Origin of the sequence: Mesorhizobium sp. M0195 (assembly GCF_040322115.1) — a bacterium.
GTDB lineage: Bacteria > Pseudomonadota > Alphaproteobacteria > Rhizobiales > Rhizobiaceae > Mesorhizobium.
Window position 1 is genome coordinate 127,739 of sequence record NZ_JAMYSV010000001.1, and the last position, 23,161, is coordinate 150,899.

Genomic DNA, 23,161 nt, shown 5'->3' on the forward strand with positions numbered 1-23,161 from the left:
CCATGACCACGCTTGCCGCGGACCGCGAAATCGAAAGCCTGATGGCGCTTCACCCGAAGGGCTTCGACCTTTCGCTCGACCGCATTTCGCGGCTGCTCGAACGCCTCGGCAATCCGCAGGACCAGCTGCCGCCGGTCATCCACATCGCCGGCACCAATGGCAAGGGCTCCTGTGCCGCCTTTTCACGGGCGCTGCTCGAAGCAGCCGACTACCGCGTCCACGTCCACACTTCGCCACACTTAGTGAACTGGCACGAGCGCTACCGGCTGGCCGCCGATGGCGGCGGCAGGCTGGTTGACGACAAGGTCTTCGCCGAAGCCATCGCCCGGGTCGCCGAGGCCAATCAAGGCCAGAAGATCACCGTCTTCGAAATTCTCACCGCCGTCACCTTCCTGCTGTTTTCCGAACATCCGGCCGATGCCGTCATCCTCGAGGTCGGCCTTGGCGGCCGCTTCGACGCCACCAACGTCATCGCCGAGCCGGCCGTGTCGGTGATCATGCCGGTCTCGCTCGACCACGAAGCCTATCTCGGCGACCGCGTCGAGCTGATCGCCGCCGAAAAGGCCGGCATCATCAAGCGCGGGTGCCCGGTCGTCATCGGCGCGCAGGAAAGCGAGACGGCCCAGCAGGTGCTCATCGAAACCGCCGAACGGCTCGACTGCCCCGCCTTCGTCTATGGCCAGGATTTCCTTGCCTATGAGGAAAACGGCCGCATGGTCTATCAGGACGAAGATGGATTGATGGATCTGCCGCCGCCGCGCCTGCCGGGGCGCCATCAATTCGCCAACGCGGCGGCGGCGATCGCGGCGGTCAAGGCGGCCGGCTTCGAGATCAGCCACCGCGCTGCCGAGAAGGCGATGGCGAATGTCGCCTGGCCGGGCCGCATGCAAAAGCTGCCGCAAGGCCGGTTGAGCGAACTGGCGCCGAAGGGCGCCGACATCTGGCTCGACGGCGGCCATAATCCCGGCGCCGGCGTGGTCGTCGCTGAGGCCCTGGCGGAGCAGGAGGAAAAGAACCCGCGGCCGCTGTTCCTGATCTCGGGCATGATCAACACCAAGGACCAGAGCGGCTATTTCCGGGCCTTCAAAGGGCTGGTGCGGCACGTCTACACCGTGCCGGTGAGCATGAGCGACGCCGGCGTGCCGAACGACCAACTGGCGACCCGCGCCATTGAGGCAGGCTTGTCGGCCGAACCGGTTAGTTCCGTTGCAAGCGCACTGATGCTGCTGCGCGACACATGGGACGGACCGCCGCCGCGTATCCTGATCGGCGGATCGCTTTACCTGGCCGGCGCGGTACTGGCCGAAAACGGCACGCCGCCAACCTGAGGCGTGCGTTCGCCCGGGCCGCGATGACGCCACACCTGTCAGATCACCGCGAGGAGCCAATCATGATCAAGGTAAAGCAGCTCGCACACGTTTGCATTTTCGCGAATGACCTGGAGATGACGCGAAGCTTCTATCGGGACGTCCTCGGAATGGACACTCAGTTCAATTTCCTGCGCGAGGGGAAGATTTTCGGCTTCTACCTCAATTGCGGCAGCCGCAGCCACGTCGAGGTGTTCCAGAAAGACGGCGCAAGCTATAGCGACTTGAACCAGATCAACCACTTCTGCCTCGAAGTGGAAAACATCGACGCCGCGATCGCCCATCTGAGGTCAAAGGGGGTCGATGTCACTTCCAAGAAACGCGCGTGCGATGACACCTACCAGGCTTGGATCCGCGACCCCAACGGTGTGAAGATCGAACTGTTCGAATACACTGAGAAAAGCGCACAATTCGTCGGCGGCGATCGTATCGCGGATTGGTGAATAGCGCCGCGCCGGACAATTGTAGCGGCGCAGCCGGTGGTTGGTGGACTACTTCAGTTCGACCTCGATGAAGGCGAATTCGCCATCGTTTGCGCTGATGACGTCATGTTCGACGCCCTCATTGCGGAAATACGGCGCGCCCTTCTTCATTTCGGCAAAAGATTCCCCATCCTTGGTCAGGAGCTTCACCTTGCCGTCGGTCAACGGCACGATCACATAGTCGTGGCCATGGCGGTGCCAGCCGGTGTTGTCGCCCGGGGCGAAACGGTATTCGGTGACAATGACTCGCTCATTGTCGATGAAGACGGTGGCCTTGGCGGATCCGGTCATATCGCTCCTCCTGCTTTAAGCCAGACAAGAGCATGAGACGACAAGTGGCGAGTGCCAGATCTGCGGATCGGTGGCGCCACAAGAAAGCCCGGCGCGAGGCCGGGCTTTTCTGCAAAATTCTGGTCGGATCAGGCGAGGCTGCCGTTGATCCAATGCGACAATGCCGTTTTCGGCGCAGCACCGACCTTCATGTCGGCGACTTCGCCGCCCTTGAAGATCATCAGCGTCGGGATCGAGCGCACGCCGAACTGCGCGGCCAGCTCAGGATTCTCGTCTATGTTGAGCTTGGCGATCTTTATCTTGCTGCCGAGTTCGATGGCGATGTCCTCGAGCGCCGGGGCGATCATCTTGCACGGGCCGCACCATTCCGCCCAGAAATCGACCACGACGGGCTCCTTGGCGTTGAGCACGTCGGCCTGGAAATTGCTCTTGTCGACCTTGACGGTGGCCATGCTGAGATCCTTTCGATTTGTTCGTCGCACCAAATGTGGTGGTGATCGCGTCCGTCTTCAAGCAAGTGTTGTGTCACGCTCCCGTGAGTCTAGCAAGCGCGTCGTCCATGGCCGCTGCCGGCAGATCGATCAGCCGCGGCGCCTCGGTGAACAGCAGCGCCGCCGAGACCTCGCGTCCCGGATAGAGCGGCTGAAGCAGCGCGCGATAGAGTGCGAGCTGCAGAACATAGGCTTGCGGGACTTCGGCGAGCGTAGCTGGCGCTGGCCGATTGGTCTTGTAGTCGACGATCGAAACCTTGTCCGGCGTTACTGTCAGCCGGTCGATCTTGCCGGAAATCGAGCGCAGTTTGCCCCTCACTCCCAAGCTGCCCATGATGGCGACTTCGGCGGGCGAGTTCGGCGCAAACAGCGGTGCGAAACGGCTGTCGGCAAGAATTCTGAAAACGCCAGCCAGGGCCTTGTCGCGCTCGCCGTCGGGCCATGCCGCGCCGGCTCTTGCCAGATAGCGTTCGGCGGCATCCCGGCGTTTTCCCTCGGCGATGCCGGGCAACATCTGCAGCAATTTGTGCAGCGCCAGCCCGCGCACGACGGCAAAGCCGGGCTCGGCGTCGGCATCCAGCACCGGCGAACGCGTGTCGGCCACCGCTTGCTGCGCCTCGTCGATCAGCACCGAGGCGCCGGACGGCGAGAGCGGCCGCGGCAATTCCTCGAAGGGCGGCAGAGGCTGGAACAGGGTTTCCGGCAATGGCGCGAAGCGTTCAGCCTGTCGTGCCTCATCCACGGACGCCAGTGGCATGGGCGTCAGTTTCGTCACCTGGAAACGATGCACGGTCTCGCCGGTGGCGGGATGCCGGCGTTCTTCGCTCTCCGTGGCACCGACCAGTGCGCGGCTGACGATCGAATGCCAGGTGCCGGTATTCGGCGCCCGCTTGCCATGGTAGCCGCAGACGATCAGCCGATCCTCGGCGCGGGTCATGCCGACATAGAGCAGCCGGCGATATTCATCGTCGGCGAGCTCTCGGGCGCGGGCCGATGCGGCGCGTGAAAATCCATTGGCGACATCGCTGGCCGAACGCCAGAGATAACCCTTGCCCTCCCAGCAGTCGCCCGAGCCTTCGAACGGCATCAATCTCGGCAGATGCTGGTCGCTGAACGGCGCGGAGCCGCCATCGACAAGGAATACCACCGGCGCCTCCAGGCCTTTGGCGGCATGCACGGTCATGACGCGAACCTCGTCGCGGGTCTGGTCCATTTCGCGCTTGATCTCGGGGCCGGCGTTTTCCAGCGTCGACAGGAAGGATTCCAGTCCCGGCAGGCCGGTCCGCTCCTCGGCCAGGCAGAAATTCAGGAATTCGTCGAGGATGTCGCCGGCCTCCGGCCCGAGCCGCGCGATCATCTTCTTGCGCAGGCCGTCGCGGGCGAGAGCTGCAGCATAGAATTCGAACACCGGCTTGAATGCGGCCTCGTTCGACCATGTGTCGAGCCGGCTGACGGCGGCGGCCAACGCCTCGCTTTCGCCGGCATGCCGGCGCAGCGAGGCGATCAGCGAGACGCCCGACGGCCTCTCCGCAGCAAACGCGAAAAGCTGCTCTTCCGAGACATCGAAGATCGGGCTGCGCAGCACGGCGGCCAGCGACAGATCGTCCTCGGGCTGGATGAGGAAATGACCGAGTGCGATCAGGTCCTTCACCGCGATATGGCCAGGCAGGCTGAGCCGGTCGGCGCCGGCCACGGGGATGTCGCGGCGCTTCAACGCCCGTGTCAGGGCATGGACGAAGCGGTCGCGCTTGCGCACCAGCACCAGCACGTCGCCGGGCCGGAGTTTCTTGCCACGCCCTTCGATGACCTCGCCGCCGCCGATCCAGCCGGCAACGGTCGCTGCAACGTTTTCGGCAACGCGCACCGCCGGTGCGTGGGCGTGATCCACCGCTTGCGTCCAGTCGTCCGGTTCGTCGACGGTGTCGGCGCCGAGCGAGGGCCAGACCTCGACATAGCCCGGCGCATCGTTGCGGATCGCCTTGTGGTCGAGCGGATCGGGATCGTGGCTGATGCCGCGCCGCACGTCCGGGTCGGCAAAGACACGATCCACCGCCGCAAGCACGTCGTCGGTCGAGCGAAACGACCAGGTCAGCTTGAGATCGGCGAAGGCGGCGGCGGCGGATCTGACTTTGCCGGCAAACAAAATCCGGCTGTCGGCAAAGGAGTCCGGGGCGGCTCCCTGGAAGGAATAGATCGACTGCTTTTCGTCGCCGACCGCAAAGATGGTGCGGTGGACGGCGTCGCGTGCGCCGAGCCCGGCAAAGAACTCCTCCGCCAGCCGCTTGACCACCTCCCACTGGTCGGGACTGGTGTCCTGCGCCTCGTCGAGGAGGATGTGGTCGATGCCCTGGTCGAGCTTGTATTGCACCCATGGGCCGGCGTCGGGCCGCGCCAGTAGATGGACCGTGCGGGTGATCAGGTCGTTGAAGTCGAGGAAGCTGCGGGCGCGCTTCAATTGCTCGTAGCGGGCGATCAGCCAGTCGGCGATGGTCAGCGCCGCACGGGTGCCCTCCAGCATCCTGAACAAGGCCAGCCGGTCGGAGATTTCGAGAATGGCTTCGACCGCCGCCAGATATCGTTCGGCAAGATCGGGCAACCGGTCAAGCAATGCCCTTTTAAACGTTTTTGCCGGATCGTAAGGCTCGCCGTCGGCCCTCAGGAAAGCCTTGGAGAGCAAATTCAGGCGACGGACCGGATGCTCCTCGGCGAAGGCGAGACGGGCGTATGGCAGCATGTTGTTCAGCACCACGCGGGCATCGGCAGCCTCGGCCGCCCGTGAAAAGGTGACGAGATAATCCGGCAGGAAGCCGGGCAGCGGCCAGACGGAGGCGGCTATGCCTTCGGCCGTCTGGCCGGCGCGGAACTGAAACTCGTCGAACAGCGCCTGAAAACCATCGCCGCCGGCCGCGGCGATGAACGCACGCAAACCATCGCGCTTGCGCACGATCTCGGCCAGCAGTGCGTCGAGCCCATGTTCGCCGCCGCGCTCAAGCACGGTGGCAAAGGCCTCGGCCAATGCCGCATCGCCTGCAACGCCGCCCGAAATCATGTCGCGGCGGGCGGCGGCGAACAGCGAAGCCTCCATTTGCGGATCGAGCATTTCGAAATGTGCCGGGATATTGGCTTCCAGCGGGAACTGATGCAGCACCGATTCGCAGAAGGCGTGGATGGTCTGGATCTTCAGCCCGCCCGGTGTCTCCAGCGCCTCCGCAAACAACCGCCGCGCCCGGCGCATGGTTTCGCGGTCGGGCTGGCGGCCGTCCAGCGCCTCTATCCGTTTCGAGAGCTCGGCATCGCCCAAGGTCGTCCATTGCGACAGGGTCGAAAACACCCGGTTCGACATGTTGGCGGCGGCGGCACGCGTATAGGTCAGGCACAGGATCTTGGACGGATCGGTGCCACGCAGCAGAAGCCGGATAACGCGCTGGGCGAGTACATGGGTCTTGCCGGATCCGGCGTTGGCCGACACCCAGGCGGAATTGCGCGGGTCGGACGCGCTTGCCTGGCTCGCGGCAGTGTCGCTTGGAATGGGGTAGGCCTTTTTCATGCCTCCCCTCCCTCGTCGTCGGCGTCGCCGCCGGCCGACCATTCGAGCACGCGGGCGAGATGGTCATAGTCGCCGTCGGTCTCGCCCTCGCGGAACGGCAGCGCCCGCGACAGATAGCCGGTCGCCGGGTCGGCGTAGTGGATCAGCAGTTTTTCCAGCCGCGCCCACGCTTCTTCGGCGAGATCGGCAGCGGTTCGCGGCCTGCGGTTGTATTCGAGGATGGATTCCTCGAACACTTCGCCATTCGGCCTCAGCCGCACGAAGGCCAGTTGCGACGGCTCGCATGCGCCAAGCTCCTTGAAAGCGCCGCGCCTGAGCAGCGCGCCCTCCAGCGCCAGTTGCGGCGCGAGCAGCGTGTGCGCCTGTGCTTTGGATGGCGACGAGCCGGTCTTGTAGTCGAGGATGTCGGCCATTCCGCCAGCCAGCAGATCGATGCGATCGGCATAGCCGGACAGGGTTACGCCGGATCGGCCCACACCGGTCTTTTCGGCGCGTTCCTCGGCGTGCCGCCGTGCCACGGCTGCGGCCCGGCCGCGCTCCCATTCGATGATGCCGGCGGCAAGCTTTTCGAAGCGTGGCCACCACACCGCCTCGACATCGGCGGGCAGGGCAGCCTCGGCAAAGCAGGAGCGGCCTGCGGCGATGAGCCCGTCCAGCGCCTCCGGCGCGCGCGGGTCGGCCACCCTCGCTGAGAAGAGGTGCAGAATTGCGTGAAACAGCGTGCCACGCTCGGCAGCGCCCGGATCGCGAATGACCGGATCGAGCGGCATCAGGCCGAGTATCCTTCTGGCATAGACCGCATAGGGATCGCGACGCAGCGTTTCGATCTCGGTGACCGAGAAGTGGTGCGGCCGTACGGTGAGCGGCGGCTTCGGCTGCGGCCGCGGCGCAAAGTCCTGCTTTTCGCCGGCATCGAGCACACGCGCCCAGGCAAGCAGTTCATCGCCGCGCCGGCGAAGTGCCGTAGCATGGTCCTCGCCGACGAAGGTAAGGATACGCTGCAGCCAGCGCGAGGGCACCGACGGTGCGTCGCCAGAACGGGCGGAGCGGGCCAGCACCAATTTCTTGGCGCCCATGGCCATCTGGAAATCATGGGCGGCAAGGCCGATGCGCCGCTCCGGCGGTTCTAGATCGATGCCGGTCTTCATCAGCCGCGACATGAAGCGGTCGCTTTCCGGCTTGCGCGGCCACACGCCTTCGTTGAGCCCGCCGACGACCAGCGTATCGATATCCTGAAGCCGCGCTTCCAGCACCCCCCAGATGGCGATGTTCCTGTCGGTGCCCTGCGCCGGCTTGACCATCTCGGGCGCGATCAGCGCCTCCATCACGTCAGGCCATTCGTCAGCCGCGAAGGAGAACGACACCGAGGCCGCGACCAGCCCGCGCAAGAGCTCGGCAAGCTTTTCGCCGGCATCGCCGGCATAGAGTTCGCTCAAGCTGCCGTCGGCGGCGCGTCCGAGGCTTTCGAGCGCAACGACGCTGGCACGCACAAGCGTGGCAAGATCGGCATTCTCCTCGCCGCGAAAAGCAACCAGCGGCGCCAGCGCAGCCGTTAGACGGATCAGCAGCTCGCGCGCCTGTTCGATGCGCCTGACCGAGAGGCGCGATCGCCAGAAAGGCGGGCGGCGATTGCCGCCGCCGTCGAATTCGAGGAGCCGGGTGTCGAAGAGCTGCGGCAGCGACGCGACGTCCGGACGCCCGGTGCCACCGCGCAGCGCCACGAGTTCGACGATTTCGGCCGCATGGCGCACGCTTGCCCGCTCCCGGCCGAGGCCAAGCAGGGGATGCTTGAGCAGCGACAGCAAGGCGACCGGGTCGCCCGGGCGGACGGCTGCCTGAAGCGCCAGCCTGAGCAGGCTGGCGGCTGGCGTGGTGATGAGCGGCGTGCCCCCGGAATCGTCGGCGGCGACGCCGAAGCGCAACAGCTCGACCGAGACGCGCCGCGCCAGCGCGCGATCGCCGGTGACCAACGCGGCGCGCTGGCCGGGCCGTTCGACGGCCTGTTTGAGCGCGACGGCGATCGCCACGGCTTCATCGCGTTCGCTGGCGGCTTCGAGAAGCGTCACGTCAGCGAAGGCCTCGGCAATATCACCGGCGGTAAAGCGGGCGCGCGTCTCGGCCCAGAGCTCGGTAGTCTCCGCCGGGCGAAGCGCTTCGCCGACGAGTGCGGCGCGCAATGCAAGCGGCCGCGGCGCAACAGCAAGGTCCTCGACGTCGGCGCGCGGCACGCCGATCTTGCCGATCAACTTTGCCAGGCCGTATTGCGGGTGGCCAAGCAGCGCCGGGCGCGCACCGAGCGCACTGATGGCGGCAAAGGACGGCTCGTCCAGTGTCCGGTCGAGCCCGGGCAGCACAACGGCGCCATTGGGCAGACCGGCGATCACGGCAAGCAGCTCGGCCGTGGCTGGGATCGATCCTGTGGAGCCGGCGGCGATCACCGGCCCGGCCGGCGGATTGCGCCTGAGCCGCGCCGCCTCCAGCCTTATCAGGGCATTGCGATGCGCGGCGGGATTGGAGCGATGGCGTTCCTCGAGCAGCTTGGGCCAGTTCTCGGTCACGATGCTCAGGAAATCGAGCGTCACCTGCCACCAGCCTGCGAGATTGCCGGTCACAAGGTCGGCGAGCCTCGCCCAATCCGTGCCCTCGGTCTCGATCTCATCCATCAGCCGCGCCAGGTCGCGCGCCAGCCAGAGGGCGTCGGCGGCGGAGGCCGGGATGACGATCTCCTCGTCGAACAATGCGGCGACATGTGCCGGCAGGCGACGTTTCCACGCTCGCACCAGCGGCGCCAGCAGCAGCAGGCGCTCGACCGCGGCGATCGGCGGCGCAAGGTCGATGGCGGCCGAAGCTCCTGCCTCGAAGGCCGCTTCATCTTCGTCGAATTCGCCAAGCGGGCGGATGACCGGCAGGATCGCCGAGCGGCTTCCCGAGCGCGAGAGAGCATCGACGAATTCGCCGCGAAGCGCCCGCGCCGCACGGCGCGTCGGCACATAGATGGTGAGATCGGCCAGCATCAGCGGATCGCCATCGTAGGCAAAGCCGGGAACCAGGCGCCCTGCAAGCAGCGCCTCGGCCAGCGTCGGCAGGAACGGCGCTCCGGGCGGGATCGAGAAAACGCGGCGGGAGCCGCTCATTTCGACTCGGTAAGAGCGCCGGGTGCCTCAGCAACAGCATTGGGCGTGCCGGCAAGCGCGGCGGCGACCGCAGCTTCCGCCCGCGGGATCGCGTCAGGTGTGCCGACAGTGATCCAGTGACCCTGCATCTTCATGCCGAACAGGCGGCCGGCGGCGATTGCCGCATCGAAATAGGCGTTGAGCGACAGCGGGCCGGCCGGCGCATCCTTGAAGATGCGCGGATGGACGATTGCGGCGCCGGCATAGATCAGGCCGGCCGGATCGTTGTTCGCACGCCGCAAGGCGCCGTCCGGCGCCATCAGGAAATCGGTGCCGCCGCTATGTCCGGTTGCCGACTGGAGATCCGCAAGCATCAGCAGAATGTCCATTGTCGCGCCCTCCCATGCAAGGGCAAGACGCCTGAGATTGGAAACGCCGCTGTCGATCCAGAAGGTGTCGGCGTTGAGCACATAAAACGGCGACCCCAAGCTGGGCAATGCCTTGACGATACCACCGGCGGAGTCGAGCAGGCCGCAGCTCTCATCCGAGATGACAATTCTCGGCGCACTGCGGCGGGCCACATGGTCCACGATCTGTTGGGGCAGGTAATGGACATTGACGACGGCCTTGGCGACGCTGGCTTCGGCCAGGCAGTCCAGCCCCCAGTCGAGCAATGTCTTGCCGGCGATCTTGACCAGCGGCTTCGGCATGGTGTCGGTGATCGGCCGCATGCGCTTGCCGAGCCCGGCGGCGAGCACCATGGCGGTCGTTGGCATCGGTCCCTCGTCCGACACCGCCAGGCCTAAATCCTTAGCCGTCAAATCGAGCGTTCCTCCAGCAAGCCGTGGGCGATGTAGAAATCCTGCAGCCCGGCCAGCGCCGGATGCGCCAGCGCCCGGCGAAGATAGTCGCGGATGCGCGGCAGATGCTTCAGATAATAAGGCTTGCCGTCACGTTTTTCGAGCCGCACGAAGATGCCGAGTACCTTGGAATTGCGCTGTGCGGCCATGATTGCATAGGTTTCGAGGAATTCGTCCTCGTCGAAGACGCCGGCCGCGCGCCGCCCGGCGATATAGGCGGCGAGCGTGTGCTTTTCGATTTCAGGTGAAATGGTGACGCGCGCGTCCATGGCGAGCGATGCGACGTCGTAGGCGGACGGTCCGATCAGCGCATCCTGGACATCGACGACGCCGAGGCGGTCATGACCGGAACGGTCAGCGCGCCAGATCAGGTTGGGCGAATGGAAGTCGCGCAACATAAGCGTGTATTCGCGCCCCTCGAGCCGATCGAGCACCGCATTCCATTCGCTGCGGTAGCCGGCGCGCAGCGCCTCGCTTGGCGGAGTGCGTGAAATCGCCGGGACATACCAGTCGACCAGCAATTCGGCCTCGATCATCATGGCGTCGCGGTCGAAAGGCGGCACTTCGTGGAAGACGCCGGGGCCGGCCTGCATGCGGGCCGGCCATGTTTTGCCGTGCATCATGGCAAGCAGTTCGGCCGCCGCCGCATAACGCGCGGCTACCGGCTGGCCGCGCTTGTCGAGAAAGCCTTGGGAACCGAGATGCTCCAGCAGGAGAAAACCCTGCTCGAGGTCCTGGGCATGGACTTCCGGGACGCTGACACCGCCGGCCCGCAAGGCCCGGTCGATGGCGACGAATGCCGAAACGGATTGCGCCGTGTGGGCGATCTCGGCATAGGGTTTGCCGTCGCGGACCGGCGGTCCGAGCACCAGCCTTGGCGAGTTCATCAGCACGCGCGGCGGAAATCCGGCGAGCGTGACGATCTCGTAGGAGCGAGCCGAGGCATCACCGATGAAATATCGTCGCTGCGCGTCGCCCCAACCGGCCTGCCCGAGAAAATCGCGCATTGCCAGCGATCGCGCCGCGCGCTCGAACGCGGCGCCCTCCCCCGACAGTCTCGCCAGTCGGCCGTCGCCCTGCTGGAGAAGTTCGACCAGCACCGACGTATCCGGCAAATATGCCTCTGCCCGCTCCGGCCATTCGATCAGCGCAGCCGCTTGCGTCAGCGCCTCGTCGAAGCCCAGCTCGTCCAGCTCGGACGCCGTGCCCAAGCGGTAGAGATCGAAATGATGGACCGGCACACGCGTGTCGTAGCTCTGGACCAGCGTGAAGGTCGGGCTGGGCACGTCGAGGCCGGCATCGTCGGCCAGCGCCCTGACCAGCGCCCGTGCCAAGGTCGATTTGCCGGCGCCGAGATCGCCCTTGAGAGCGAGCACGTCGCCAATGCGCAGCGACATGGCAAGATCCTCGCCGAGCCTTGCCGTCGCAGCCTCGTCGGCGAGAAAACGCTCCAGCACCAATACCGCCATCGAACGCGCTACTCGGCCGCCGCACGGATGCCCGACGGCGTGTCGGGAAAGGCGCAAACAACCGTGGTGCCCTTATCCCTGCCGGTCTCGATGCGGACGCTGCCGCCATGGAGTTCGACAAAGCTCTTGACGATCGACAGGCCGAGCCCGGCGCCACGGCGGCGGCCGCCATTGGTGCGCGGCTCGAAGCGCCGGAACACTGACTCAAGCAGGTCCGGCGGCATGCCGGGGCCGTCATCGTGAACGGAAAATTCCACGCCGTCGGCAAGCTGGCGGCAGGCGAGCGTTATGGTGCTCGCCTCCGGCGCGTAATTGGCGGCATTGCTGAGCAGATTGTAGAGTATCTGGCGGACGCGGATCTCGTCGCCGTGGAAGGTCTTCGGCGCGGCAGCCGCGTCGATCCTAAGCTTGATCGCATGTTCCTCCAGCCGATCGGCGACCAGTTCGGCGGCGGCCGTAATGGTTCGATTGATGTGAACTTCGGAAATGTCGAGTTCCATGATGCCGGCATCCACCGTCGCCAGATCGAGGATGTCGTTGACGATGGTGAGCAGGACCGAGGAGGACGAGCCGACATGCCCGATATATTCGCGTTGCTTCTGGTTCAACGGACCAGTCGACGGCAGTGAAAGAAGCTCGGTAAAGCCGATGATGTTGGTGAGTGGCGAGCGCAGCTCATAGGAGACGTGCTGCACGAATTCGTTCTTGATCTGGTCGGACTTTTGCAGCGCCTCATTCTTGTCCTTCAGTGCCCGCTCGACATTGACGCTGTCGGTAACGTCGACGAAGGTCATCATCACCTGGCCGTTGGGCAAAGGGATGACGGCGTAGCGCAAAACGGTGCCGTTGTTCAATTCGGTCTGGCCGTGGCGGTCGCGGCGCTCGTCGTCGAAGCCGGTGATGGCGGCAACGAACCCGCCCCACGGACTGTCGACGGCACGGCGGTCGCAAAGTTCGCGGATCGTCGAGACATGGACGTTGGGTTTTGAGGCATCGGCATCCAGCCCCCACAGGGCCGCGAAGGCCGGGTTGGACAATCTCAGCCTGCCGTCGGGGCCGAACACGGCGACGCCTTCGGCAAGGTTGTCGAGCGTCTCACCCTGAACCCGCACAGCGGTCTGATAGCGGCTTTCAAGGTCCATCTTCTCGGTCAGGTTCTCAAACACCCAGGTGACGCCGCCCTTGGGCTGCGGATTGGCGACGACGCGAATGGTTTTGCCGTCCGGCAGATGCCACCAATGCTCCTGCGATTCAACCGCGCGGTAAGCGCCGAGCAGGCTCTCTTTCCAGCGCCGCCATTCGGGCTGCTCGGCGATCTTGCCTTCGCTGCGCAGGCGGTCGAGCAGCAAGGCGTTATCCGGCGCGCTGTGCAGGAAGCCGCTGTCGAGGCCCCATAGTTTCTGGAACGCCTGATTGAAAAACCGCAATTTCTCGTCGGTATCGAAAATCGCCACGGCGGTGTTGAGCTGATCGAGCGTGTCGGCGTGGCTCTGCACGGTCCGCTCATATTCGGCGCGAATGGCCTCGATGGCGCTGATGTCGCAGGCAAGACCAGCCGAACCATCCGCCCCGGCAAAATCGGTCACGGCAAACATACGGCGGTCGCCTTCGATCACCGTGGAGAGCGTCTGTTCGAAGACGGGGTGCGACTTGTGCTGCGCAGCGATCGTGTCGCGCGCCTGGCCTCCGAGGAATTCCTTGCCGTCACGAACCGCCGCTTCGGCATTCTCGGCCTCGACCGCTTCGGCATAGGCCCGGTTGACCCATTTCAGCCGCCCGTCAACGGCCCGCAACCATGATGGCATCTTGAGCGCATCCAGAAGGCCGATCAGCGTCTCATGGTCGGCGGCCAAGCGCTGGTTCTCGATCTTCAGCCTGGCCTGGCTTCGCTGTGTCTCCGAAAGCGAGACGAAGCGAACCAGCACATGCGCCGCACTCTTGCGGCCGTGAACCTCGAGCGGCTGGCCGGCCTGCGATTCGATGACCAGATCGAACGGCTTTGCCTTGTCCCGCAGTGATGCGACGGCATGTTCGAGTGCGGCCGCCGAACGCGGCATCAGCCAGCGGCCGAAAGCCAGGAAGGCCGCCCGGTCCTCCGGCGCGCCGCTCTCGAGCGGCAATGTCCCGACAAGCTCGGGCTTCTTGTTTTCGGCCGCCCATACCACCACGCGCTGATCGCGGGAATGGAGCAGCGCCTCCGAGCGCTGCAGCGCGGCATTGACGTCGGCGATGCGGGTCCTGAGCTCGGCATTTTCCGCCGCGGTGCGCGCCCGTTCGCGGATCAGAAAGATGGCCGACAGCAATGCCGCCCCCATGACGCCGACGAACATGGCGAGTTGCATGACCTCGACCGTGCTGACCGACAGCCCGGCCTTTTGCGCCGCGCGGGTTTGGGCATGTGCAGCAGAGCCAAGCAGCGGACCAACCAGCGCGGACGAAGCAAGCAGCACTCCGATACGGCTGCCGGCACGCCACAAAAGGCTGCCGCCTCTGGCAGCGGAGCCCGTGACCGAATCGTTATGGCCGCCGGAAACGGCCTGTCCCGCGCAAGGCGGGTTATCCCCCGGCATGTCTTGGTCCTCTTCGCCGCCTGAATGCAAGACCGCCCTGATGCGTGCGCCCGGGCCTCGTCCCCGGACCGCGAATCAGCACCATAGCGCTTGCGCGAATCGGCGTGAAGAATCAATCAGCGCAAAAATAAAGCCGGGCGAAAAGTCAATCGCCCGGCTTCAATATCTAGTGGCAAGTTTCGCCGTGGTTAATAGCGGTAGTGTTCCGGCTTGAACGGTCCCTGCGGAGTGACGCCGATATAGGCGGCCTGTTCGCCAGACAGTTCGGTCAGGCGGGCACCGAGCTTGTCGAGATGCAGGCGCGCGACCTTTTCGTCGAGATGCTTCGGCAGGACATAGACCTGGTTCTCGTACTGGCCGGGCTTGGTGTACAGCTCGATCTGGGCCAACACCTGGTTGGTGAAGGACGCCGACATGACGAAGCTTGGATGGCCGGTGGCGTTGCCGAGGTTGAGCAGGCGGCCTTCCGACAAAAGGATCATCCGTTTGCCGTCCGGGAAGGTGATCATATCCACCTGAGGCTTGATGTTGGTCCATTTCAGGTTGCGCAGCGAGGCAACCTGGATCTCGTTGTCGAAGTGACCGATGTTGCCGACGATCACCATGTCCTTCATCAGGCGCATGTGATCGAGGGTAACGACGTCCTTGTTGCCGGTGGTGGTGATGACGATGTCTGCCGTCGGCGCCGCGTCCTCGAGCGTGACCACCTCGAAACCGTCCATCGCCGCCTGCAGCGCGCAGATCGGATCGACCTCGGTGACCTTGACGCGGGCGCCGGCGCCCTTGAGCGAAGCCGACGAGCCCTTGCCAACATCGCCATAGCCGCAGACGACCGCGACCTTGCCGGCCATCATCGTGTCGGTGCCGCGGCGAATGCCGTCGACAAGCGATTCCTTGCAGCCATATTTGTTGTCGAATTTCGACTTGGTGACGGAATCATTGACGTTGATCGCCGGGAACGGCAGCAGGCCCTTCTTCTGCAGTTGATAGAGCCGGTTGACGCCGGTCGTCGTCTCTTCGGTGACGCCGCGGATCGCTTCCTTCTGCCTGGTGAAGAAGCCGGGTGATGCCTGCATGCGCTTCTTGATCTGGGCAAACAGGATCTCTTCCTCTTCGCTGCCCGGATTGGACAGCACATCCTCGCCGGCCTCGGCGCGGGCGCCGATCAGGATGTACATGGTGGCATCGCCACCGTCATCGAGGATCATGTTGGAGGTGCCGCCATCGGCCCACTGGAAGATCTTGTCGGTGTAGACCCAATAATCCTCCAGCGTCTCGCCCTTGACGGCAAACACCGGAATTCCGGCCTCGGCAATGGCCGCGGCAGCGTGGTCCTGGGTCGAGAAGATATTGCAGGAAGCCCAGCGGATATCGGCACCGAGCGCCTTCAGCGTTTCGATCAGCACCGCCGTCTGGATGGTCATGTGCAACGAGCCGGTGATGCGCGCGCCCTTGAGCGGCTTCTTGTCGCCGAATTCCTCGCGGCAGGCCATCAGGCCCGGCATTTCGGTTTCGGCGATCTCGATCTCCTTGCGGCCCCAGCCGGCAAGCGCGATGTCTGCGACCACATAGTCCTTGCTACCCGTCATGGCAGTGCTCCGATGCGAATTGATTGCGGGACGCGCCCCGCCCCGAAGGCGTGTCGGAGGGCGCGAGTTGCCGGCCTGACTAGCAGATCGAGAGTTGGACGACAATGGGATATAAAGAAATCTTTATCCGTGCATGTCTTCGGAAGCGATCAGCACGTCAGCATTCCTCGCCAAAACGGGAAGCAACCAGTTGCTCCAGCGCATCGATGACCTCTTCGGCCTCCGGGCCGGTGGCGGTGACGCGGATCGAATAACCGGGGCTTGCCGCCAGCATCATCAGGCCCATGATCGAGGTGCCGCCGACCTTGACGCCGTCCTTCTCGACCTGGACCGTGGCATTGAAGCCGCTGGCAATTTGAACGAACTTGGCCGAGGCGCGCGCATGCAGGCCGCGCTGGTTGACGATCGGAAAGTCGCGAACGATCTTGTCCTTTTCCGGCAACAGCGCGCTCATTTGCTGCTCAGGAGTTGACTGGCGACATTGATGTATTTGCGGCCGGCAGCCTGCGCTTCATCCAGCGCTGCCGTCATGTTGTCGCCCTTGCGAACGCTGGACAGCTTGATCAGCATCGGCAGGTTCATGCCGGCAATGACCTCGATGCGGCCGGATTCCATCACGGAAATGGCGAGGTTGGAGGGCGTGCCGCCGAACATGTCGGTCAAAACGATGACGCCTGATCCCGTATCGACGCGGCCGACTGCGTCGATAATGTCGCGGCGGCGCTGTTCCATATCATCGTCGGCACCGATCGCCACGGTCTCGAAATTGTCTTGTGGCCCAACGACGTGTTCCACGGCATTGCGGAACTCGGCGGCCAGTTGACCGTGCGTTACAAGCACGAGTCCGATCATTCTTTGGTGGCTCCCGTCATCGCCGCTTCACAGGCGCATTTTATGCTCGCCGACCGTTCCAGGCGGCGGGAGCGCTATCTTGTCGACGCAAGGCCCGTTGACAAGCCCAAAATTGCGCCGGCCCAAGCCAATTTGACGCATTGCAGCAAAAAATCGAAATCGGATCACAGGAAAGGCGCAATCGACAGACGCGACATCACTGCCGGCAAGGCGGCCGGGACATTGCGCCCGGCAAGATCGATGCGCGGCACTGTCACGCCGACAACGAGTTCGCTGCAGTCTTCCTGGAAGCGGACCATTTTGCCGGCTGGCACCAGCCGGATAATGAGGTCGATCACGCAGCTTGGCTCGAACTGTATCGGTTTGGGGCCGAATCCCGGCACCTCGACGAGGCCGGCTATGCTGGCTGGTGCGCGGCAGACCAGCCGCCCCTCGCAATCGGCGGCAAAGAGCTGGTCATCGCCGATCAGCCGGGAAAACAGCCCGCGCTGGCTGCAATGATCGATCAAGGCGAGCGCCAGCGTCGTCTTGCCCAAGCCGGACGGTCCGGTGATGAGAATGCCGCGATCACCTATCAGGATCGCGGTGCCGTGAATGTGTTCAGGCTGCACAATAGGACCAGGCGTGATTGGAATTCATCCCTCAGCCTTCCGCCGGCAGTGTCACCACGAAGCGCGCGCCCTTGATCTCGCCAGGCTTGGTGCCCGGGATGTTCTCGGCGCTCAGCGTGCCGCCATGGGCTTCAACGATCTGCCTGGATATCGACAGGCCAAGGCCCGAGTTCTGGCCGAACGCCTCGCCGGCCGGCCGATCGGTATAGAACCGTTCGAAAATGCGATCGATGTTATCGGCCCGGATGCCGGGGCCATTGTCGTCGACGGTGACGATGTTGAACTTGCCGGCGCGTGCCAGCGATATGGTGATGTGGCCAAGATCTTCGGGAACGAACGAGCGGGCATTCTCGATCAGGTTGGTGATCACCTGGCCGATCCTCAGATCATGGCCGACGACGAAGTAGCCTTTCACGCCCTGCGGCAGTTTGGCGACCTTGAACTCGATCTCGACCGCCTTCTTGTTGCGCGTGGCCTCGCGCGAGACGGCGACCAGATCGGTGATGAACTTCTTCAGGTCGACGGTTCCCGCGTCTTCCCGCGCCAGCTCGGCATCAAGACGGGAGGCATCGGAAATATCGGTGATCAGGCGGTCCAGCCGCCTCACATCGTGCTGGATGATATCCATCAGCCGGCTCCGCGAATTGTCGTTCTTGGCCAGCGGCAATGTCTCCACAGCGCTGCGCAGCGAGGTAAGCGGGTTCTTCAGCTCGTGCGAGACATCCGCGGCAAAACTTTCGATCGCCTCGATACGGGCGTAGAGCGCATTGGTCATGTCGCGCACGGCGATCGAGAGATTGCCGATCTCGTCCTGGCGGTCGGAGAAGTCGGGGATTTCCTCGCGGTTCTTGACGCCGCGGCGAACCCTGACCGCCGCCGCGGAAAGCCGGCGAAGCGGGTTGGCGATGGTGGAGGCCAGCAGCATCGACAGGATGGCGGTAACCAGGGCGGCGATGCCGAACACGCGCAGGATCGCCTTGCGCTCGGCCGCGACGATCTTGTCGATGTCGCCGCCTTCGGTCGACAGCATCAGCACGCCGAGAACGGCACGGAAGCGCTGGATCGGCACCGCCACTGAAACGATCTGCTCGCCCTGCTCCGAGATCCGCACGATCGTCGACGGACTGCCGGTAAGCGCCTTGACCACTTCCGGAAACGCAGCGCCGTTGCCGCCCGGCTGCTCGCGATAGACGGGCAGCTGCTTGTTGCGGAAGAAATCGAAGACGAATTTCTGGATGCGCTCCAGAAGGTCCGGCTGCTCCTCTTCGACCGGCGGCAGGTCGTAGCGAAGGATCTGGCCGCGCGAATAGAGATGGCGGGAATCGAGCAGCAGGTTGGCGTCGCGGTCATAAATGCGGGCGCGCGTGCGCGTCGGCGAGATCAGCCGCCTGAGCACCGGCGCCACGCGCTCCGGATTGATCGGGAAATCGAGATTGTCGAGCTGGTCGGAGCCGGGGCCGAGGCTTTCGCCGGCCTGCAACTCAAGCAGCTTTTCCGGATCGATGCTGATCGAATCGGTTTCGACCGTCGCCGACGCGGCGATCGCGCCGGCGATGATCTCGCCTTGAGTCATCAGGCTCTCGACACGGGCGTCGATCAGCCCGTCGCGAAAGGTATTGAGATAGAGAATGCCGGTGACCAGGACGGCAAGGCCGGCAAGATTGAGAAAGAGGATACGCCGCGTCAGGCTGGAAAAGATGTGATGGCCGAGAAACCGGCGCATCGGCACCGTAATTTTCGACACGAAGGCGGGCAGAATCCGCGGCGGGCGCCTGGCGGCGCCCGACCGTCTCACTCGCTCTACTTCCACTGCCATCGAATAGCAGCTCCCGCTCGGTAATTAGTGAGTAGTGAGTAGGCAGCAGGAATAGAGAAATGGTTGCTGAGATCGCGGCGATGCATGAGTGGCCGCTCGCATCATTCAAAACTGACTACCGACTATTCCCTACTGCCTACTGCCTATTCATGCTTCGCGGAACCGATACCCGACTCCGTAAAGGGTTTCGATCATTTCGAAGTCATCATCGACGGCCTTGAACTTCTTGCGCAGCCGCTTGATGTGACTGTCAATGGTGCGGTCATCGACATAGACCTGCTCATCATAAGCGGAATCCATCAGCGCATCACGGCTTTTTACGACGCCCGGGCGCTGTGCCAGGGAATGCAGGATGAGGAACTCGGTGACGGTCAGCGTCACCGGCTCGCCCTTCCAGGTGCAGGTGTGGCGCTCCTGGTCCATGACAAGCTGGCCGCGCTCAAGCGACCGGGCCTGCTGGTTGGGCGCCTTGGCCGCCGCCTCGCGGGTGCTGGCGCGGCGCAGCACGGCGCGGACGCGTTCGACCAGAAGACGCTGCGAGAAGGGTTTGCGGATGAAGTCGTCGGCACCCATCTTGAGGCCGAACAGTTCATCGATCTCATCGTCCTTGGAGGTCAGGAAGATCACCGGCAGGTCGGATTTCTGACGCATCCGGCGCAGCAACTCCATGCCATCCATGCGCGGCATCTTGATGTCGAGGATGGCGAGGTTCGGCGGGCGCGCCGCCAGTCCCTCCAGCGCCGATGCCCCATCCGTGTAGGTTTCGACCCGATAACCCTCGGATTCGAGGGCGATCGAAACCGAAGTCAGAATGTTGCGATCGTCGTCGACAAGCGCGATTGTTGCCATTTCAAGCGGCTCCCTCATGAGCTGTCCCTTCTTTCGTCGAGAAGGGGCTTTTGCAGGACAAATTAGGTACAAAATGTGGCATAGGCTTTATCCGCTGTCACGCGCGGCACGCCGGCGGCCACAATTGTACCTCGATAGGGATTGGACGAATGAACATCGCCAATCCTTGGGCAACCATCAGTGTTTTTGCACATATAAACGATTTAAACAACTTTCAAAATATTTAAATCGATTAATGATTTGATATCATTCGCCTTTTCTGGTTTTGACGTTATTAGCTCCTGCAATGGGGTTTCCGGAATTCGCCGGTAAAGACGCGGTAAATCGAAGAAGGGACACCCATGTCGGAAGCCGGCAAACGCAATCCTGCATGTGCAATCGATCGGATCGGCCTGAGAACCACTGGCGTGGTGCGCTATAATTTCGGCGCGGCCGCGCTCTACGAGGAGGCCATCCGCCGTGGCGAGGCCCGACTCACCGCGCATGGCGCGCTTGCCGCCGAGACCGGGCAGCACACCGGCCGCTCGCCCAGGGACAAATTCGTGGTGCGCGACGAAAGCACCGCGCCGCATGTATGGTGGGACAACAACAAGGCGATTTCGCCGATCCAGTTCGATACGCTGCTTGCCGATTTTCGCGCCCATGCGGCTGGAAAGGACCTTTATGTGCAGGACCTGGTCGGCGGTGCCGACGAGGAACTGAAGCTGCCGACCAGGGTGATCACGGAGCTTGCCTGGCACTCCTTGTTCATCCGCAATCTGCTCATCCGGCCTGCCGCCGCCGAACTCGAGCATTTCGTGCCCGATTTGACGATAATCGACCTGCCGTCGTTCCGCGCCGATCCCGCCCGTCACGGCACGCGCGGCGAAACGGTGATCGCGGTCGATCTTTCGCGCATGATCGTGTTGATTGGCGGTACCTCCTATGCCGGCGAGATGAAGAAGTCGGTGTTCACCGTGCTCAACTATCTGCTGCCGGCAAAAGGCGTGATGCCGATGCATTGCTCGGCCAATGAAGGGCCCGCCGGCGACGCGGCCGTTTTCTTCGGCCTTTCCGGGACCGGCAAGACGACGCTGTCGGCCGACCCGTCGCGAACGCTGGTCGGCGACGACGAGCATGGCTGGGGACCGCACGGCATCTTCAATTTCGAAGGCGGCTGCTATGCCAAGACGATCAAGCTTTCGGCCGAAGCCGAGCCGGAGATCTTCGCCACCACCCAGCGCTTCGGCACGGTGCTGGAGAATGTGGCGCTCGACGCCGGTCGCGTGCCGGATTTCGACGACGGCGGGCTGACCGAAAACACGCGCTGCGCCTACCCGCTCCATTTCATCCCCAACGCCAGCAAGACGGGGCGCGCCAGCCACCCGAAGAACATCATTATGCTGACCGCCGACGCATTCGGCGTTATGCCGCCGATCGCGCGGCTGACCCCGGCGCAGGCGATGTATCATTTCCTCTCCGGCTATACCGCCAAGGTGGCGGGGACCGAGAAGGGCATTACCGAACCCGAAGCGACATTTTCGACATGCTTCGGCGCACCGTTCATGCCGCGGCATCCGTCGGAATACGGCAATCTGCTGCGCGAGCTCATCGCCCGCCACGGTGTCGATTGCTGGCTGGTCAACACCGGCTGGACCGGCGGCGCCTACGGCACCGGCAAGCGGATGCCGATTAAGGCAACGCGGGCGCTGCTTGCCGCGGCGCTCGACGGCTCGCTGAAAGCGGCCGACTTCCGCACCGACGCCAATTTCGGTTTTGACGTACCGGTGACGGTTGCCGGCGTCGACCGCGCCATTCTCGACCCGAGATCGACCTGGGTCGACAAGCCCGCCTACGACCGGCAGGCGGCAAGGCTGGTCGGCATGTTCGTCGACAATTTCGAAAAGTTCGAAGCCCATGTCGACGCCACCGTGCTCGGCGCCGCACCACGCATGCAGGTAGCGGCTGAATAGCCGTCGCCCCTGGTGATGCTTCAAGGCCCGGCTTCGATCGGGCCTTTTCTTTTTCCGCCTGCCGCGCCATCACTGCGGCATGAACGCCGACGACAAGATCATCATCACCGACGATGCGGTGATTAATCCGGGCGACCTGCACGAGGACTTCATCCGTTCGTCCGGCCCGGGCGGCCAGAACGTCAACAAGGTGGCGACGGCGGTGCAATTGCGCTTCAATGCCGCCAACGCGTCTGGCCTGTCGGAGCGGGTGCGCGAACGAACCATCAAGCTTGCCGGCCAGCGCGCCACCAAGGACGGCGTCATCGTCATCGAAGCCGGACGCTTCCGCACCCAGGAGCAGAACCGGGCGGACGCCCGGGCGCGGCTGACGGCACTGGTCGCCAAGGCCGCCGAACCACCGTCGCCGCCGCGCAAGAAGACTAGGCCATCCAAAGGCGCGGTGGAAAGACGGCTCAAGAGCAAGGCCGGGCGCGGTTCGATCAAGAAACTGCGCGGCCGGGTCGGGGATGACTGACAGCCGAAGCGGCTTCGGATCTCAGATCGCCGGTTAAAGCGCGCAGCCACCGTCGGAGGCGGCTTTCGGGTCGCCGTTTTCGTTTGACGGTGGCATTCTGATTTCCAGACCAACGGATCAAGCGACGCGATGCTCATACTGCCCAAAGGCGTCCGCCATATGCCCGGCTACCTGTCGCGCGCCATGCAGGAAGTACTGGTGGAAGATATCAGGAAAGTCGTGGAGGAAGCCCCGCTGTTCGTGCCGGCAATGCCGCGCACTGGCAAGGAGATGAGCGTGCGCATGACCAATTGCGGCCCGCTGGGCTGGGTCACCGACAAGGAGCACGGCTATCGCTACCAGCCGACCCACCCGGTGACCGGAATGCCCTGGCCGCCGATCCCGGAGATGCTGCTCGATCTGTGGCGGGACGTATCTGCCTATGCGCACCCGCCGGAGGCCTGCCTGGTCAATTTCTATTCGCAGGATGCCAAGATGGGCCTTCACCAGGACCGCGACGAGAGCGATTTCTCCGCGCCTGTCGTCTCGGTCTCGCTCGGCGATGATTGCCTGTTCCGGGTCGGCCAGACCACGCGCGACGGCGCCACCAAATCGTTCAGGCTGAAGAGCGGCGATGTCGTGGTGCTCGGCGGCGAAGGCCGGCTCTGCTTTCACGGCGTCGACCGCATCTACCCTTCGACCTCGGCACTGCTCAAGAATGGCGGCCGCATCAATCTGACGCTGCGGCGGGTGACTATGCCGAAATAGGCTGTTCGGGTGCCCCGGGGGTGCCAGTACCACGACCG

The 23,161-nt window shown here is 64.0% G+C and carries 18 protein-coding genes; 5 read left to right on the plus strand and 13 right to left on the minus strand.

The genetic code is table 11. The features are described 5' to 3' along the window. Positions 1–2: 2 nt before the first annotated feature. Both NKJ12_RS00615 and NKJ12_RS00620 read left to right on the plus strand, forming a co-directional pair. Positions 3–1,328, plus strand: a complete 1,326-nt coding sequence (locus tag NKJ12_RS00615) for a bifunctional folylpolyglutamate synthase/dihydrofolate synthase (protein ID WP_352700958.1) — start codon at positions 3–5, stop codon at positions 1,326–1,328. Positions 1,329–1,390: 62 nt separating this feature from the next. Beyond that, positions 1,391–1,810, plus strand: a complete 420-nt coding sequence (locus NKJ12_RS00620; RefSeq protein WP_352700959.1) for a VOC family protein — start codon at positions 1,391–1,393, stop codon at positions 1,808–1,810. A gap of 48 nt (positions 1,811–1,858) precedes the next feature. Here NKJ12_RS00620 and NKJ12_RS00625 read toward each other — a convergent pair whose 3' ends face one another. The 13 genes from NKJ12_RS00625 to NKJ12_RS00685 form a co-directional block, all read right to left on the minus strand. Further along, entirely contained in the window at positions 1,859–2,140 is a 282-nt protein-coding gene (locus tag NKJ12_RS00625; protein WP_023718287.1) for a cupin domain-containing protein, read from the minus strand. A 128-nt stretch (positions 2,141–2,268) separates the two neighbouring features. Next, positions 2,269–2,592: a thioredoxin gene (gene trxA / locus NKJ12_RS00630; protein WP_023677558.1), complete on the minus strand. Its 324-nt coding sequence runs from the start codon at positions 2,590–2,592 to the stop codon at positions 2,269–2,271. 73 nt (positions 2,593–2,665) lie between these two features. After that, the gene (gene addA / locus NKJ12_RS00635) at positions 2,666–6,178 is read right to left on the minus strand and encodes a double-strand break repair helicase AddA (protein WP_352700960.1); all 3,513 of its coding nucleotides are present in this window, start codon (positions 6,176–6,178) and stop codon (positions 2,666–2,668) included. Beyond that, a complete protein-coding gene (addB, locus tag NKJ12_RS00640) occupies positions 6,175–9,312 on the minus strand; it encodes a double-strand break repair protein AddB (protein WP_352700961.1) in 3,138 nt (1,045 codons plus the stop codon). The genes addA and addB overlap by 4 nt, the downstream gene beginning before the upstream one ends. Beyond that, on the minus strand, positions 9,309–10,067 hold the full coding sequence (locus tag NKJ12_RS00645; protein WP_352700962.1) for a nucleotidyltransferase family protein: 759 nt from the start codon (positions 10,065–10,067) through the stop codon (positions 9,309–9,311). Before NKJ12_RS00645 ends, addB begins: the two co-directional genes overlap by 4 nt. Before the next feature lie 41 nt (positions 10,068–10,108). After that, positions 10,109–11,620, minus strand: coding sequence for a tRNA (adenosine(37)-N6)-threonylcarbamoyltransferase complex ATPase subunit type 1 TsaE (gene tsaE, locus NKJ12_RS00650; protein ID WP_352700963.1), 1,512 nt, complete (start codon positions 11,618–11,620; stop codon positions 10,109–10,111). A gap of 8 nt (positions 11,621–11,628) precedes the next feature. Then, positions 11,629–14,190, minus strand: a complete 2,562-nt coding sequence (locus NKJ12_RS00655; RefSeq protein ID WP_352700964.1) for a sensor histidine kinase — start codon at positions 14,188–14,190, stop codon at positions 11,629–11,631. Between the two features lie 188 nt (positions 14,191–14,378). Next, positions 14,379–15,779 carry an adenosylhomocysteinase gene (ahcY, locus tag NKJ12_RS00660; RefSeq protein WP_352650205.1) on the minus strand — a complete coding sequence of 467 codons (1,401 nt, stop codon included), beginning with the start codon at positions 15,777–15,779 and terminating at the stop codon, positions 14,379–14,381. Between the two features lie 157 nt (positions 15,780–15,936). Beyond that, positions 15,937–16,233: an HPr family phosphocarrier protein gene (locus tag NKJ12_RS00665; protein ID WP_023677551.1), complete on the minus strand. Its 297-nt coding sequence runs from the start codon at positions 16,231–16,233 to the stop codon at positions 15,937–15,939. Further along, complete coding sequence (locus tag NKJ12_RS00670) at positions 16,230–16,631, minus strand: PTS sugar transporter subunit IIA (protein ID WP_254815942.1); 402 nt, start codon at positions 16,629–16,631, stop codon at positions 16,230–16,232. Before NKJ12_RS00670 ends, NKJ12_RS00665 begins: the two co-directional genes overlap by 4 nt. Positions 16,632–16,795: 164 nt before the next feature. Continuing rightward, the gene (locus NKJ12_RS00675) at positions 16,796–17,242 is read right to left on the minus strand and encodes an HPr kinase/phosphorylase (protein ID WP_352505967.1); all 447 of its coding nucleotides are present in this window, start codon (positions 17,240–17,242) and stop codon (positions 16,796–16,798) included. 31 nt (positions 17,243–17,273) lie between these two features. Further along, positions 17,274–19,058 carry a sensor histidine kinase gene (locus NKJ12_RS00680; RefSeq protein ID WP_352700965.1) on the minus strand — a complete coding sequence of 595 codons (1,785 nt, stop codon included), beginning with the start codon at positions 19,056–19,058 and terminating at the stop codon, positions 17,274–17,276. A gap of 147 nt (positions 19,059–19,205) precedes the next feature. Then, a complete protein-coding gene (locus NKJ12_RS00685) occupies positions 19,206–19,907 on the minus strand; it encodes a response regulator transcription factor (protein ID WP_023677547.1) in 702 nt (233 codons plus the stop codon). Positions 19,908–20,248: 341 nt separating this feature from the next. Here NKJ12_RS00685 and NKJ12_RS00690 point away from each other — a divergent pair, with 341 nt between their 5' ends. From NKJ12_RS00690 to NKJ12_RS00700, 3 genes are all read left to right on the plus strand, one after another. Beyond that, on the plus strand, positions 20,249–21,859 hold the full coding sequence (locus NKJ12_RS00690; RefSeq protein WP_352505969.1) for a phosphoenolpyruvate carboxykinase: 1,611 nt from the start codon (positions 20,249–20,251) through the stop codon (positions 21,857–21,859). Between the two features lie 79 nt (positions 21,860–21,938). After that, positions 21,939–22,376 carry an alternative ribosome rescue aminoacyl-tRNA hydrolase ArfB gene (gene arfB / locus NKJ12_RS00695; RefSeq protein WP_352505970.1) on the plus strand — a complete coding sequence of 146 codons (438 nt, stop codon included), beginning with the start codon at positions 21,939–21,941 and terminating at the stop codon, positions 22,374–22,376. 129 nt (positions 22,377–22,505) lie between these two features. After that, entirely contained in the window at positions 22,506–23,123 is a 618-nt protein-coding gene (locus tag NKJ12_RS00700; RefSeq protein ID WP_352505971.1) for an alpha-ketoglutarate-dependent dioxygenase AlkB family protein, read from the plus strand. The last annotated feature ends 38 nt before the right edge of the window (positions 23,124–23,161 follow it).